Source organism: Clavibacter sp. VKM Ac-2872 (genome assembly GCF_015351105.1).
Lineage (GTDB): Bacteria > Actinomycetota > Actinomycetes > Actinomycetales > Microbacteriaceae > Clavibacter.
In genome coordinates, this window is the sequence record NZ_JADKRR010000002.1 from 454,043 (window position 1) to 467,996 (window position 13,954).

At 74.2% G+C, this 13,954-nt stretch carries 12 protein-coding genes and 1 tRNA gene; 5 read left to right on the plus strand and 8 right to left on the minus strand.

Annotation, left to right across the window (positions count from 1 at the left end; translation table 11 throughout):
- Positions 1 to 69 precede the first annotated feature (69 nt).
- The 6 genes from ITJ40_RS12625 to ITJ40_RS12650 are packed head-to-tail and all read right to left on the minus strand — an operon-like array spanning position 70 to position 7,379.
- Complete coding sequence (locus ITJ40_RS12625; RefSeq protein ID WP_194667379.1) at positions 70 to 1,965, minus strand: protein kinase; 1,896 nt, start codon at positions 1,963 to 1,965, stop codon at positions 70 to 72.
- Complete coding sequence (locus ITJ40_RS12630) at positions 1,962 to 3,413, minus strand: penicillin-binding transpeptidase domain-containing protein (protein WP_194667380.1); 1,452 nt, start codon at positions 3,411 to 3,413, stop codon at positions 1,962 to 1,964. The genes ITJ40_RS12625 and ITJ40_RS12630 overlap by 4 nt, the downstream gene beginning before the upstream one ends.
- Complete coding sequence (locus ITJ40_RS12635; RefSeq protein WP_194667381.1) at positions 3,410 to 4,807, minus strand: FtsW/RodA/SpoVE family cell cycle protein; 1,398 nt, start codon at positions 4,805 to 4,807, stop codon at positions 3,410 to 3,412. The genes ITJ40_RS12630 and ITJ40_RS12635 overlap by 4 nt, the downstream gene beginning before the upstream one ends.
- Positions 4,800 to 6,062: a PP2C family serine/threonine-protein phosphatase gene (locus tag ITJ40_RS12640; RefSeq protein ID WP_194667382.1), complete on the minus strand. Its 1,263-nt coding sequence runs from the start codon at positions 6,060 to 6,062 to the stop codon at positions 4,800 to 4,802. Before ITJ40_RS12640 ends, ITJ40_RS12635 begins: the two co-directional genes overlap by 8 nt.
- Positions 6,063 to 6,066: 4 nt before the next feature.
- Positions 6,067 to 6,651: an FHA domain-containing protein gene (locus ITJ40_RS12645; protein WP_194667383.1), complete on the minus strand. Its 585-nt coding sequence runs from the start codon at positions 6,649 to 6,651 to the stop codon at positions 6,067 to 6,069.
- Positions 6,648 to 7,379 carry a DUF3662 and FHA domain-containing protein gene (locus ITJ40_RS12650; protein ID WP_194667384.1) on the minus strand — a complete coding sequence of 244 codons (732 nt, stop codon included), beginning with the start codon at positions 7,377 to 7,379 and terminating at the stop codon, positions 6,648 to 6,650. The genes ITJ40_RS12645 and ITJ40_RS12650 overlap by 4 nt, the downstream gene beginning before the upstream one ends.
- Before the next feature lie 176 nt (positions 7,380 to 7,555).
- Between ITJ40_RS12650 and ITJ40_RS12655 the strand changes: the two genes are divergently transcribed.
- The 4 genes from ITJ40_RS12655 (at position 7,556) to ITJ40_RS12670 (ending at position 11,916) form a co-directional block, all read left to right on the plus strand.
- Positions 7,556 to 7,642: transfer RNA gene (locus ITJ40_RS12655), tRNA-Leu, on the plus strand.
- Between the two features lie 170 nt (positions 7,643 to 7,812).
- The gene (locus ITJ40_RS12660; RefSeq protein WP_194667385.1) at positions 7,813 to 10,095 is read left to right on the plus strand and encodes a DUF2156 domain-containing protein; all 2,283 of its coding nucleotides are present in this window, start codon (positions 7,813 to 7,815) and stop codon (positions 10,093 to 10,095) included.
- Positions 10,092 to 10,778, plus strand: coding sequence for a response regulator transcription factor (locus tag ITJ40_RS17460; protein WP_194667386.1), 687 nt, complete (start codon positions 10,092 to 10,094; stop codon positions 10,776 to 10,778). The genes ITJ40_RS12660 and ITJ40_RS17460 overlap by 4 nt, the downstream gene beginning before the upstream one ends.
- Positions 10,779 to 10,785: 7 nt before the next feature.
- Positions 10,786 to 11,916 carry a sensor histidine kinase gene (locus tag ITJ40_RS12670; RefSeq protein ID WP_194667387.1) on the plus strand — a complete coding sequence of 377 codons (1,131 nt, stop codon included), beginning with the start codon at positions 10,786 to 10,788 and terminating at the stop codon, positions 11,914 to 11,916.
- Between the two features lie 29 nt (positions 11,917 to 11,945).
- Here the strand turns inward: ITJ40_RS12670 and ITJ40_RS12675 are convergent, their stop codons facing one another.
- Positions 11,946 to 12,527 (minus strand): hypothetical protein, encoded by a 582-nt coding sequence (locus tag ITJ40_RS12675; RefSeq protein ID WP_194667388.1) that lies wholly within the window; start codon positions 12,525 to 12,527, stop codon positions 11,946 to 11,948.
- Positions 12,528 to 12,623: 96 nt separating this feature from the next.
- Positions 12,624 to 12,746, minus strand: coding sequence for a type B 50S ribosomal protein L36 (ykgO, locus tag ITJ40_RS12680; RefSeq protein ID WP_194667389.1), 123 nt, complete (start codon positions 12,744 to 12,746; stop codon positions 12,624 to 12,626).
- 43 nt (positions 12,747 to 12,789) lie between these two features.
- Here ykgO and ITJ40_RS12685 point away from each other — a divergent pair, with 43 nt between their 5' ends.
- A complete protein-coding gene (locus ITJ40_RS12685) occupies positions 12,790 to 13,860 on the plus strand; it encodes a GTP-binding protein (RefSeq protein WP_194667390.1) in 1,071 nt (356 codons plus the stop codon).
- Positions 13,861 to 13,954: the final 94 nt, after the last annotated feature.

Below are 13,954 nucleotides of genomic sequence, written 5' to 3' on the forward strand. Positions count from 1 at the left end.
CCGGGCGGGCCGGGGACACGCGGGAGGGGCGGACGATCGGTCGCCGTCCGCCCCCGGGTGGAGCGCCGGTCAGGCGTTCCGGTGGGAGCTGGAGATGAGCGAGCTCTCGTCCGTGCGACCCGGCGCAGGGGTCGGCGCCATGCCCGTCGTGCCGCCGCCCGTTCCTCCGCCGGTTCCTCCGCCGGTGCCGCCGCCCGTCCCGGTGCCACCCGGGGCCGCCTCGACGGTGACCGTGACGGTGCTGCTGTACGGCGACTCGTTGGTGCCGCAGATGGCGAGGTACTTGACGGTGAACGTGCCCGGGTTCGTGCCCACCTTGATCTCGCCCGACGTGGTCTGCGCGTTCGTCGGGTTGGTGCTGCCGCCCCACGTGCCGGTGGCGCCCCCGGAGAGGGAGTCGGCCTGGATCTGGTACCCGTTGAGCGTCTGGCCTGCGGGGCAGGAGTACGCGGGCCAGGAGATGTCCGCCTCCTGGCCGGCGCGGACGGTGGTCGGGTTGACGGTGGGCGTCGCTGGCGCCGCGGTGGGCAGGGTGGGCGGACCATAGGCCGTGATCTGGATGGTGGCGCCCTTCGCGACGGTGCCCGTGGGGGTGATGGCCGTGACGCGGCCCTCCTCCTCCCCGGACGGCGCGGCGCTGCCCGTGACGACGGTGACCTTGAGGCCGAGGGCCGTGAGCTCCGCCGTGACCGTCTTCTGGTCGCGGCCGATGTAGTCGTCGCGGTTGACGTCCACCGTGCTCGCCGTGGGCGACGGGGTCGGGGACGGGCTCGGCGAGGGGCTCGCGCTCGGCGTGGCGGTGGTCGCGACCGGCGCCGGGGCCGCATCGTCCTTGCGCTGACCCGCGGTGAGGGCGATGGCACCGGCCACGATGGCGCCGATGACGAGGATCGCGACGACGACGAAGATCCAGATGGCGCGCTTGCGAGCCCGCGGCTCCTCGGGCTCCTCGTCGGCCACGTCGTCGAGGAGGAAGGGATCCGCGGCGCCGGCGCGTGGCCCGGAGGAGGCCAGGACCGTGGTCGCGCCCGTGTCGGCGGCGCGGCGGCCGGACGGCATGAGCTGCGTGGCCTGCGTGGGCGTGCCCGGATCCGCCAGGGCGGCGGCACCCGCGACCGCCGCGACGGCGATGGTCGCGGTGGCGACGTCGCCTCGGCGGAGCGCCTGCGCGGCGCGCGCGAGGTGCGCGGCGCTCTGCGGACGATCGGCCGGCTTCTTCGCGATGCACGACATCACGAGGTTGCGCACGGGCTCGGCGACGGTGACCGGCAGCTCGGGCGGCAGCTCGTTGATCTGCGCCATGGCGATGGCGACCTGCGACTCGCCCGTGAAGGGGCGGCGGCCCGCCAGGCACTCGTACGCGACGATGCCCATCGAGTAGACGTCGGTGGAGGGCGACGCCGGGTGCCCGCTGGCCTGCTCGGGGGAGAGGTACTGGACCGTGCCCATGACCTGGCCCGTGGCGGTGAGGGGCACCTGGTCGGCGATGCGCGCGATGCCGAAGTCGGTGATCTTCACGCGGCCGTCGGGCGTGATGAGCAGGTTGCCCGGCTTGATGTCGCGGTGGACGAGTCCCGCCTGGTGCGCGGCGTGGAGCGCCAGCGCGGTCTGGCTGATGATGTCGAGCACCTTGTCGGTGGACAGGACGCGCTCGCGCTCCAGGATGGTGGAGAGCGCCTCGCCGGGCACCAGCTCCATCACGAGGAAGGCGCTGCCGTCCTCCTCGCCGTAGTCGAAGACGTTCGCGATGCCCTCGTGGTTGACGAGCGCGGCGTGGCGGGCCTCGGCGCGGAAGCGCTCGAGGAACCCGGGGTCGCCGAGGTACTCGTCCTTGAGGATCTTGATCGCGACCTTGCGTCCGATGACGAGGTCGGTGGCCTCCCACACCTCGCCCATGCCGCCGATGGCGATGCGATCGCCCAGCTGGTAACGCCCTCCGAAGGTCAGTCCGCTCGTGGGTCTCATCTGTCCAGCACCGCCTCAATCACTTTCTTCGCCACGGGGGCGGCGAGGGTGTTCCCCGAGCCCGATCGTCCTCGTCCGCCGCCGTCCTCGACCAGGACCGCGACCGCCACCTTCGGCGACTCCGCCGGCGCGAAGCCGGTGAACCACAGGGTGTACGGATCGCCGGTGCCGTTCTGGGCGGTGCCCGTCTTGCCGGCCACGTCGACGCCACTGATTCTCGCATTCGACGCGACGCCGCTCTGGACGTCGTCGATCATCATCCGGGTCATGGTGGCGGCGGTCTCCTTCGAGATCGGGTCGGCGAAACGGCTGGGGGAGAAACCGGAGAGCTCGCTCAGGTCGGGGTTGAGGACGCTGTCGACGACGCTCGGCTTCATGACCTCGCCGCCGTTCGCGATGCCGGCCGTGACCATGGCGGTCTGCAGCGGGGTGGCGCGCACGTCGAGCTGCCCGAACGCGGACTGCGCGGTCTGGGCGTCGTCGAGGTCGGGGGAGAAGACGCTCTTGGCGCTCGCCATGGGCACGTCGATCGACTTGCCGTAGCCGAACGCCTCGGCCATCTTCGCGATGCGCTCGGAGCCGAGCGCGATGCCGAGCTGCGCGAACGGGATGTTGCAGCTGAGGCGCAGCGCTGTCGCGATGCTGACCTCGGCCTCCGGGCCGCACGCGCCCTCGCCGGCGTTGGTGATGACCGTGCCGGTGCCGGGGAGCGTGAACGTCGGCGGGTTGGGGAGCAGCGAGTCGGGCGTGTACTGGCCGGACTCGATGGCGGCGGCCGCGGTGATGAGCTTGAACGTGGATCCGGGCGGGTTGAGGCTGTTGACGGCCCGGTTGATGAGCGGGTTCGACGGGTCCGCGAGGAGCGACGCGTAGCTCTGCTTCACGGCCGCGCGGTCGTGCGAGGCCAGCGCGTTCGGGTCGTAGCCGGGCTTGGAGACCATCGCGAGGATGCGTCCGGTCGTCGGCTCGATCGCGACCACCGAGCCCTGCAGCGACCCGAGCGCGTCGTACGCCGCCTGCTGCACCTTCGGGTCGATCGTGAGCTCGACCGACGCGCCCTTGGGATCCTGCCCGGTGAAGGTGCGCGTGAGGCTGTCGAAGAACTGCGTGCCGCTCGTGCCGCTGAGGACGTCGTTCATCGAGTCCTCGAGCCCGGTGGATCCCTGGCCGAGCGTGTAGTAGCCGGTGACCGCGCTGTAAAGGTCGGGCTGCGCGTACGTGCGGAGGAACTTGTAGCGGTCGTCGACCGGGACGGAGGAGGCGATGGGCGTGCCGTCGACGAGGATCGAGCCGCGCTCGGCCGAGTAGCTCGCGATGATGGTGCGGCTGTTGCGCGGATCCGCCTGCAGCGTGGGCGCCTGGATGACCTGGACGACCGACGCCGCGACGAACAGGGCCACGAACATGGCCAGGACGAACACGGAGACGCGCTTCAGCTCGCGGTTCACGACTCGACCACCAATCGGGGCTGGTTGCGGACGGTGTCGGAGAGGCGGAGGAGCAGGGCCGCGATGATCCAGTTGGCCAGCAGCGAGGATCCGCCCGCCGCCATGAACGGCGTCGTGAGGCCCGTGAGCGGGATGACGCGGGTGACGCCGCCGATGACGATGAACACCTGCAGCGCGATGACGAACGAGAGCCCGATGCCGAGCAGCTTGCCGAAGTCGTCCTGGCCCGCGAAGCCGATGCGGAAGCCGCGCGAGACGAGCAGCAGGTAGAGGGCGAGGATCGCGAAGACGCCCGTGAGTCCGAGCTCCTCGCCGAGGCTCGCGAAGATGAAGTCGCTGTTGGCGAGCGGCGTGAGGTTGGGCATGCCCTCGCCGAGCCCGCGCCCGAACAGGCCGCCGTCCGCCATGCCGAACAGGCCCGTGACGAGCTGGTAGCTGCCGCCCTGCGCGTCGTACACGGCGGGGTCGAACGGCTTCAGCCACGCGTCGACGCGGCCGCCGACGTAGCCGAGGGTGCTCGCGCCGTACGCGCCGCCGAGGAACAGGACGAGGCCGAGGACGACCCAGCCGATGCGGCCCGTGCTCACGTAGGTCATGACGATGAACAGGCCGAAGTAGAGCAGCGAGGTTCCGAGGTCGCGCTGGAACACGAGCACGCTCATCGACACGGCCCAGACGAGGAGGATCGGGCCGAGGTCGCGGACGCGCGGGAAGCGCATGCCCAGCACCTTGACGCCCACCATCGACAGGCTGTCGCGGGCGGTGACCAGGTAGCCCGCGAAGAAGACCGCGAGGCAGATCTTCGCGATCTCGCCGGGCTGGAACGAGAAGCCGCCGATGTGGATCCAGACGCGGGCGCCGTTGATGTTCTGCCCGAGCACGGGGAGCATCGGCAGGAGCAGCAGGATGAGGCCGACGAACATCGCGATGTAGCGGTAGCGCTGCAGCACGCGGTGGTTCTTCAGCAGCACGATGACCGCGAGCCCGCACACGATGGCGAGGCCCGACCAGACGATCTGCCGCACGGCCACGCTCTCCCAGCCCGACAGCCCCGCGGCGAGGTCGAGCCGGTAGATGGCGGCGATCCCGAGGCCGTTGAGCACGGTCGCGATGGGGAGGATGAAGGGATCCGCGTCCGGCGCGAGCCAGCGCAGCGCCACGTGCATGCCCAGCACGAGGACCGCGAGCCCGGTGGCGGGGATGAAGAAGCTCTGGTCGAACGCGCCCAGCGCGCCGAGCTGCACGAGGTAGAGGGCGCCGCCGTTGATGACGGAGGCCAGCACGACCAGCGCGAGCTCGAGGTTCCTGAGGCGTCGGGGCACGCGGATCCGCGGGATCTTGGGCGCGCGCTCGCGGGGGCGCGCCGGGGCGTCCGCCAGGCCCGCGCTAGCCACGCGCGGCCTCCTGCAGCCGGTTGACGATCTCCTCGGCGCCCGCGAGCGAGTCGGCGTTGATGGTCTGCTCCACCTGCTGGCGGTAGAACGGCTGGAGGTCGTCGACCCGCACCTCGGTGCGGGCGTAGACGTGGGAGAGCTCGATCGGGCCGATGGTCTGCTGCACGCCGTTGTAGACCGCGACGGTGCCGTCGGACTCGCCCACGTAGTAGCGCGACTGGGTCCAGCGGTAGCCGAGGACGCACGCGAGGACGAGGCCGGCGAGGATCAGCGCGACGCCGACCAGCCAGGTGACGCGGCGGCGGAGCGCCCGGCGCCTGTCCTCCGCGATGAGGGCCTCGAGGTACTGGTCCGACTCCGGCTCGAACTGGGCGTCGCGCGCGGCCGTGGTGGCGCGCAGCGGGTGGAGCAGGAGCGACGGGATGCGGACGGCGCGCTTCGCGGGCTCGTCGCCGAACGCGAGGGGCTGCGCCGCGGATCCGACGAGCACCGGCTCGGGCGCCGGCCTGGAGGCGGCCGTCTCGTCGTCCTCCTCGAGCACGTCGACGACGACGACCGTGACGTTGTCGGGGGCGCCGTGGTCGAGCGACTCCTTCACGAGCGCGTCGGCGACGGTGTCGGGCGTGCCCGCGGTCGCGAGGATCTCGGTGATCCGCTCCTCGGTGACATAGCTGCTGAGGCCGTCCGAGCAGAGCAGCCAGCGGTCTCCCGTGTGCGTGTCGAGCACCTGGGTGTCGACCTCGGGCGCCGCGTCGACGTCGCCCAGCACGCGCATGAGCACGGAGCGGCGGGGGTGGACCAGCGCCTCCTCCGGCGTGATGCGGCCGCTGTCGACGAGGCGCTGCACGAAGGTGTGGTCGGCGGAGATCTGGCTGAGCTCGCCGCGGCGGAAGAGGTAGATGCGCGAGTCGCCGATGTGGGCGATGGCGACGTGGCGGCCGACGCGGGCGAGCGCGCTGACGGTGGTGCCCATCCCGGTGAGCTCGGAGTGCTCGAACACGGTCTCGGCGAGGAGCTGGTTGGCGGCGACGAGGCCGGCCTGCAGCGCGAACTCGGCGTCGTGGGCGGAGGCGTACGGCTTGTCGGCCTCGATGATCCGCGTGAGGGCGACCGCGCTGGCCACGTCGCCGCCCGCGTGCCCGCCCATGCCGTCGGCGACGACGAAGAGGTCCCGCCCCGCGTAGCCCGAGTCCTGGTTGTTCGACCGGACCTTGCCCACGTGGGAGACGGCAGCGGCCTGCGTCACTGTCGCCACGCCGCTACCGCCTGAGCTCGAAGCTGGTCGCGCCGATGCGGATCGGCGTGTCGAGCGGCACCTGCGTCGGCACGCTCACGCGCTTGCCGTCGAGGAAGGTGCCGTTGGTCGAGTCGAGGTCCTGGATCATCCACTCGTCGTTCCAGAGCAGCAGGCGCGCGTGGTGGGTGGACGTGTAGTCGTCGCGGATCACGAGGCCCGACTCGCTCGAGCGGCCGATGGTGAGCGGCTCGGTGCCGAGCGGGATCTCCGTGCCGGCCTTGGCGCCCGACGTGATGACGAGGTGGCGGGCGGTGGATGTGGTGGCCTTCGCGCGCGACGGCACGGCGCCGGAGTTGGCGCCGGACGGCATCGACGAGATGGGCGGCGGCTGCACGGCCGGCTGCGGGGACCTCGGCGGGGCGGCGGCCGATGCGGCGTACGGGGACTGCGGGAACGGGGATCCGCCGGCCGAGCCCGTCTCCTCGCGGAGCTTCCGCACACGCTGGCCGAAGAGGTCGGAGCGCAGCGCGTAGACGATGCCGAAGATGAACAGCCACAGCACCGCGAGGAACGCGAGGCGGAGGACGAGGAGGGTCAGCTCGGTCACGACGCTCCCCAGAACCCGTCGTCGTGGCCCCGGCCCCGGGTGTCGCGCCCGCCGCCCTCCTCGGTGGCCTGCGGCACGACGCGGAAGGTGATGGCGGTGCGGCCGATGCGGATGACGGACTCGGGCGGCAGCGGCGCCTTCGAGACGGGCGCGCCGTTCAGCTCGGAGCCGTTCGTGGATCCGAGATCGCGGACCTGGGCCCGGGATCCGTCCCACGCGATCTCCACGTGGCGGCGCGACGTGCCGGGGTCGTCGACCGTGATGTCGGCGTCGCTGCCGCGGCCGATGACCGTGCGGCCGACGGGGAGCGGGTGGCGGGTGCCGGCGACGTCGACCACGGGCATCCACGTGACGCTGCCCTCGGCCGTGCGGCTGTCGATCTCGAGCACGCCCTCGGAGATGGCGTCGTCCTCGCGGAAGCCGACCTGCACGACGCCGGCGAACTGGTAGCCCTGCGACGACGCGTGCTTCTCGATCGCCTGGCGCAGCTGGTCGGTGAGCGCGGTGCCGATGCCGGCCATGCGCTCGGCGTCGGCACGAGAGACGCGGAGGGTGAAGGAGTTGGGCACGAGGATGAGGTCCCGGTCGACCACGGCGGCGTGGGTGTCGAGCTCGCGACGCAGCTGCGCGGCGATCTCCACGGGCTGCAGGCCGGACTTGAAGGTCTTCACGAAGGCGCCGTTGACGGCGCGCTCGAGGCCCTTCTCGAAGTTGTCCAGGATTCCCACGTGTGATCCGTCCTCGCGCGGTCCTTCCGCGGATGAATAGGGAGATCGTAGCCAACTCGCGAGGCGGGGCCCTGGACACCGGCCCCGCGGCGGGTGCGGATCGCCCCCGGGGAGGGGCGCATGCGGGCCCGGACGGCGCGGGATCGGCCCCGGAGCGTGATAATGTCGTCCGGTTGGCGCGAGTGGCGGAATTGGTAGACGCGCACGGTTCAGGTCCGTGTGTCCGTGAGGACGTGGGGGTTCAAGTCCCCCCTCGCGCACCAGCACAGGAGGCCCCCGGGATCACCCGGGGGCCTCTTCGCGTCTCCGGCACGAGGACGGGCGGAGCGGCGACGCGGTCCCAGCCGATCGGCGGACGGGATCAGCCGATGGTCGGGCCGATCGGATCCCCCGGCCGATGCCCCGGCACCCCCGCGGTCCGCACACTGGGGACGTGACGCACCCGACGCTCGCCCCCGCCGCCCGACCGCTGCCCGTCGACCCCGCGGACGCCCCGCCGACGAGCGACACGTCCGGCCCCGCCGATGCCGCGCCCGGATCGCTCCGGGTCGTCGGCCGCGCCCTCGCCCGCCACCCGCTCGCGGTCCTCGCCGTCCTCGGTGGCAGCGCGTGGATCGGGCTCATGGCCGGCCTCGGCGAGCTCGCGCATCCGGCCGCCACCGCGATCGGCATCGCCGTCACCGTGATGGTGCTGGCCTGGTCGGAGAGCCGCATCGGGATCCTCCGCACGGCGCTCGTCGCGGCCCTCGGCTCCCTGGCGCCCGTCGCGGTCGCCGCGCTCCTGCTCGCCGCTGGCGTCGCGATCGGCGACCTCTACTCCCAGATCGACGCGGCCGACCGCCTCTGGGCGCCGTCCGTCGTGCTCGTGGCGGTGGCTGCCGCCGCCAGCCGCGGGCTCGCCCCGGCCCACCGCGACGGCCTCCGCGCGGCCGTCCTCGCGGCGGTCCTCGCCGGGCTCCTCGCGGGCGGTCACGGCGTCGACCTCACGCGCGGGGTGGCGCTCCTCATCGGGCTCGGGCTCGGGCGCGTCCTCGTGCCGCTGTCCGCCCGACCCGCCTGGCAGGACGAGGCCGCGTCCCGCGCCCGCGTCGTCGCCGCGACCCTGCTCGGCACGGTCACGCTCAGCTGGTGGATCGCCGCCGTCTCGGGCGACGCGATCGGCGTGCTCGGCGCGATGGGGTCGCTCCTGGATCCCGGCCCCACGGTCGCGGTGCTGTGCGTGCTCATCGTCGCCGTCGCGCTGCTCCTCCGCGGCCGGCGTCTCGGGCTCGTGCTCGGGACCGCCGCGCTGCTGCTCGTCACCGGGCTCCTCGCCTGGTACGACACGGTCATCCCGCTCACCGAGGAGTGGTTCGCCTTCCCCCTCGAATCCTGGAGCGACCTCGAGCTGCCCCTGCTGGTGCTGACCACGTGGCTCCTGCCGGCGGCGGCGCTCGTCGTGCTCGTGGTGCGGCGGCGCTCGTTCGCCGCACGCGCGGACGCCGACGGGCGCTCGGCCGGGCGCGACCGCGTCCTCGCGCAGCTGATGCGCTCGGACGCCGGATCCCTCGGCTTCATGGGCACGTGGGCCGGCAGCAGCCACTGGTTCGATGGCGAGGTCGGCGAGGACGGCGAGGTCGGCGAGGCCCGCGAGGACGGCGACCCGGCCCCCCGCGGCGCCGTCGCCTACCGCGCCGCGCACGGGGTGGCGCTGACGGTCTCGGATCCGCTCGCCTCCGCGGCCGACGCGCCCGCGACGATCCGCGCCTTCGCCCGGCACTGCTCGGCCCACGGCCTCGTGCCCGCCTTCTACAGCATCCACTCCCGGCACCTGCCGGTCTTCGCCGAGCTCGGCTGGAGCATCACGCCGGTCGCGGAGGAGGCCGTGATCGACCTCCCCGGCTTCTCCACCTCCGGCAAGCGCCGGCAGGATCTGCGCACGGCCACCAACCGCGCGGCCCGCGACGGCGTCGACGCGCTGTGGAGCACGTACCGCGGCCTGCCCGATCCGCTCCGTCGCGCGGTCGACGCGCTGAGCGGCGACTGGGCCGACGCGAAGGCGCTGCCCGAGATGGGCTTCACGCTCGGCGGCCTGCGCGAGCTCGACGACCCCGAGGTGCGGATGCTGCTCGCGGTCGACGCGGACGGCCGCGTGCACGGCGTCACCAGCTGGCTGCCCGTCTTCCGCGACGGCCGCCTCGTCGGCCGGACGCTCGACGTGATGCGCCGCGGTGCCGACCCGATGCCCGGCGTCATGGAGTTCCTCATCGCGACCGCCGCGCGCGCCTTCCAGGAGGAGGGGCTCGAGACGCTCAGCCTCTCCGGCACGCCGCTCGCGGGCGTCGGGGCGATGCGGCCGGCCGGCCTGGTCGACCGGGTCGTCGCCCGCCTGCTCGCGGCGACCGGCCGCGTGCTCGAGCCGTCCTACGGCTTCACCTCGCTGCTGCGCTTCAAGGCGAAGTTCGACCCGCGCTACGAGACGCTCTGGCTCGCCTGCCCCACGGCGGCGGACCTCGCGCCGATCGGGCGCGCGCTGACGGCGGCGTACGTGCCGACCCTGCGGATCCGGCAGCTGGTGGGCGCGCTGCGGGCGGCGCGCGGCGAGGCCCGTGCCGGGCGTCGCGCGCGCCGGGCGGCCAGGCGCGCGGCACGGGACGCTAGCCTCGGCCGCACGGGGGACCTCGGCGCCGCGACCGGCGGCGGCGGCGGATCCACCGGCGGGAGGCGGGACGCGTGAGCGACGGAGCCTGCGCGGGCGATGGCACCTCCCCGGCCGCACCCGTCGTGAGCGTCGTGGTGGTCGACGACGAGTCGCTCGTGCGCTCCGGCATCGCCATGGTGCTCGGCGCCAGCCCGCGCATCGCGGTGCGCGCGGCCGTCTCGAGCGACACGGCCGTCGCGACCGTGCGGGAGCACGCGCCCGACGTGGTGCTCCTCGACATCCGGATGCCCGCGCCCGACGGGCTCGCGATCCTCGCCGAGCTCATGGCCGAGCCCCGGCCGCCCGCGGTCGCCATGCTCACCACGTTCGACACCGACGACCAGGTGCTCGAGGCCCTGCACCGCGGGGCGTCGGGCTTCCTCCTCAAGGACACGGATCCGGAGCAGCTCGCGCGGCACGTGCTCACGCTCGCGTCGGGCGGCATCGTGCTCGCGCCCGGGCTGCGTCCCGGCCGGCTCTTCCGCTCCCTCGAGGACGACGCGGAGCGGGCGCGCGTCGCCCGGCTCGGCGACCGCGAGACGACCGTCCTGAAGGCGCTCGCCCGCGGCCTGTCGAACGCGGAGATCGTCGCGGAGTGCGGGCTGACGCTCGGCACGGTGAAGGAGACGGTCAGCTCGATCGTCCAGGCGCTGGGCGTCGGCTCGCGCGTGGAGGCGGCCGTCGTCGCCGACCGCGCCGGGCTCGTGCCGCGCCGGTGAGCGGGCGATGCGCGTGAGGGGGGACGACGCCGCGACCGCGACCGGCGGCGTGACCCGTCCCGATCGGATCCGCGCGGCGCTCGTCGACCTGCTCGTGGCGGGGATCGCCACCGCGGCCTCCTTCACGTTCCTCGCCGACGCGGAGTCGCCGTGGGACGCGGTCGCCGGCGTCGTCGCCTGCCTCGGGCTGCTGCTGCGCCGACGCTGGCCGTGGCTCAGCCTCCTGGCCGCGATGCCGGCCTTCTACATCGGCATCGCGTACGTGCCGCTCGTGGTCGCGCTCTTCGACCTCGGACTCTCGCGCGCCGCGCGCTGGCGGGTGGGCGTCGCGACCGGCGTGTCCCTCGTCGCGTACCTGCTGCCGATCGCACCGCCGCAGGACCTGCAGTCGGTGGTCGGGCCCCTCGTGGACGCCACGATCTACACGGTCGGCCCCGCGCTGCTCGGCGCGTTCCTCCGCGAGCGGCGGACGGCGGCGGCGCAGCTGCGCGAGCTGCGGGAGGCGCAGACGCTCGGGCAGCGGCAGGCCGCGGAGGTCGCGCTCGCGCGGGAGCGCGCGGTGCTGGCGCGCGAGATGCACGACGTCGTCTCGCACCAGGTCAGCCTCATCGCGGTGCAGGCCGGCGCGATGCAGGTCGGCGCGACCGACGAGCGATCCCGGGAGGCCGCGCGCACGATCCGCGGGCTCAGCACCGTGACGCTCGAGGAGCTGCGCGGCATGGTCGAGGTGCTCCGCGCCGCGGGCGGCGAGCGGCGGGAGCTCGCGCCGCAGCCGACGCTCCGGGACGTGCCGGCGCTCGTGGCGGCCAGCGGGATCCGCGCGACGACCGACCTCGACCTCCCCGCCGACCTGCCCGCGGCCGCCCAGCGCGCCGTCTACCGGACGGTGCAGGAGGGGCTCACGAACGCGCGGAAGCACGCGACCGGCGCGGCCGTGCGGATCACCGGGCGGCTCGACGCGGGCCACGTGCTGCTCGAGGTCGAGGCGGGCCGGGCGACGCTCCCGACGCTCGACCTGCCGAGCGGGCGCCACGGGCTCACGGGCCTGCGCGAGCGCGCCCAGCTGCTCGGCGGGAGCCTCGCGGCCGAGACGCGGCCCGACGGATCCCATCTGCTGCGGCTGCGGTTCCCGCTCTGAGGCGGGTCGCGGGTCGGCGCCCGCGCGGGTCAGCCGCCGGCCGCCGAGGAGGCGAGCGTGGCCGGCTCCGCGTCGGCCGTGGGCTCCGGGCCGGGCCAGATGGTCCACGCGATCGCCCAGATCGTGCAGATGCCGAGGAGCACCGTGAGGCGGGCGATCCAGTCCTCGAGCGCCCGGGTGCGCGCGGCGTCGCCGACGAACGCGATGGCGGCGAGCAGCAGGGCGCAGGCGATCGCGTAGGCGATCACGGTGAGGATCCAGAGCCGCCACTCGTGCCGCACCCTGGCGCGGCCGGATGCGGGCGGGCGCACGGGCGCGGGGCCGCCCGCGAACCGGTGGGCGAAGCGCACGTCGAGCCACCGGACCATCGAGTGGCCGAAGGCGACGGATCCGCCGAGGTAGGCGGCGGCGAGGCCGTGGGTCCAGTCGGCGGTGGCCCCGCCGCGGAGGTCGACGGTGACGGCGACGAGCAGCACGAGATCCACGACCGGCACGCACGCGAGGAGCACGGCGCCCAGGCGCGGGCGGCGGAGCGCGTATCGGACGGCGAGGCCGGCGGCGAGCACGGCCCAGAAGCCGATCTCGCAGGCGATGATCACGACGACGATCATGCGTCGATCCCCCCCCGGCGCTCGGCTGGTCTCCACCGTATCGACGCGGGGCCCGGCGGCGACGCCCCAGATGCGGGGCGCCCGCCGAGCGGCTGGTCAGCCCTGGCGGGCCTTCATGCGCGGGTTCTTCTTGTTGATGACGAAGACGCGGCCGCGGCGGCGCACGACCTGCGCGCCGGGGAGCTTCTTCAGGGCCTTGATCGAGTTGCGCACCTTCATGGGATGGTCCTTTCACGAGAACGGTTCTCAATAGACTAGCGCCATGCCCGCTCGCGACCTCCCTCTCCCCGTGTACCCGCAGCCGCCGTCGGGGGTCGTCCTCGTGGTGGGCGAGGGGCCGGGGCTCCGCGCGGTGCTGCGCGACGCGGTCGACGACGTCGCGGCGAGCGTGCTCGTGCTGCCGCCCGAGGAGGCGGATCCGGTCGAGCCCATCGCGCGGTTCCTCGACGACCTCGCCGAGCGCGGGCCGGGCACGGAGGCCGTGGTGGGGATCCCCGCGACCGCCGACGCGCGCGCGACCGGGATGCAGCTCGACCTGCTGCTGCGCCGCGAGCACGAGCTGCAGCGCGCGTTCGGCGGGACGGGATCCGGCTTCGGCCTCCGCCACGTCGTGTCGGTCGTGGCCGCCGACCGGCTGCACGCCATCGCCTTCGGCCGGATCGAGGACGCGTTCGACGAGGCCGAGACGCTCGCCGACCTCGTCGAGTACGCGACCGTCGTGGTGCTGACCGGCATGGCGCGCGTGCCGCTGGGGTCGCGCGGCACGCTGCTCGCGCTCGTGCGTCGGCTCGCGCCGCGGGCCGCCGTGCTCGACGCGCGCCGGCCCCTCGCGCTCGACCGGCTGCCGCGCTGGGGCGACGTGGCGGGGCTCGCGGCGTCGGCGGGGTGGATGCGCGAGCTCACCGCGGCGGGTGCCGCGTCGCGGCCGGGGGAGGCCGACCGGCGGGACGGGCCCGTGGGATCCGTCGTCGTGGCCGATCCGCGACCGCTGCACCCCGAGCGGCTCGCGCTCGCCGTGGAGGAGGAGCTGCGGCCCGACCGCGCGGGCCTCGTGCTGCGCTCGAAGGGCTTCGTGTCGCTCGCGTCGCGGCCGGGCGAGGTGGGCGGGTGGTCGAGCGTGGGATCCATGCTGACGCTCCAGCCGACCGGGATCGACCCGTGGCAGGAGGGCTCGCCGCACGGCACGGAGATCGCGTTCTTCGGCGTGGGGCTGCGGCCGGCCGTGCTGCGGCGGGCGATCGGGCGGGCCGTGCTCACCGGCGAGGAGCTGGCGGCGGGGCCGGCGGCGTGGGCCGGGTACGCGGATCCGTTCCCGCGGGTGGACGCGGGCTGACGGCGCGGCGCGCCCGGCGGCCCACGACCGTGACGGCCTGCCGAGAGCGGATCCGCGCGCCTGGTCACTGCTCGGCGCCCGGCGTTCAGTGGGG

Excerpts from the sequence above, each read along its gene's own strand:
- ITJ40_RS12685 (WP_194667390.1), top strand. The coding sequence starts at position 12,790 with ATGCCCGCTCGCGACCTCCCTCTCCCCGTGTACCCGCAGCCGCCGTCG.
- ykgO (WP_194667389.1), bottom strand. The coding sequence starts at position 12,746 with ATGAAGGTGCGCAACTCGATCAAGGCCCTGAAGAAGCTCCCCGGCGCG.
- ITJ40_RS12675 (WP_194667388.1), bottom strand. The coding sequence starts at position 12,527 with ATGATCGTCGTCGTGATCATCGCCTGCGAGATCGGCTTCTGGGCCGTG.
- ITJ40_RS12670 (WP_194667387.1), top strand. The coding sequence starts at position 10,786 with ATGCGCGTGAGGGGGGACGACGCCGCGACCGCGACCGGCGGCGTGACC.
- ITJ40_RS12625 (WP_194667379.1), bottom strand. The coding sequence starts at position 1,965 with ATGAGACCCACGAGCGGACTGACCTTCGGAGGGCGTTACCAGCTGGGC.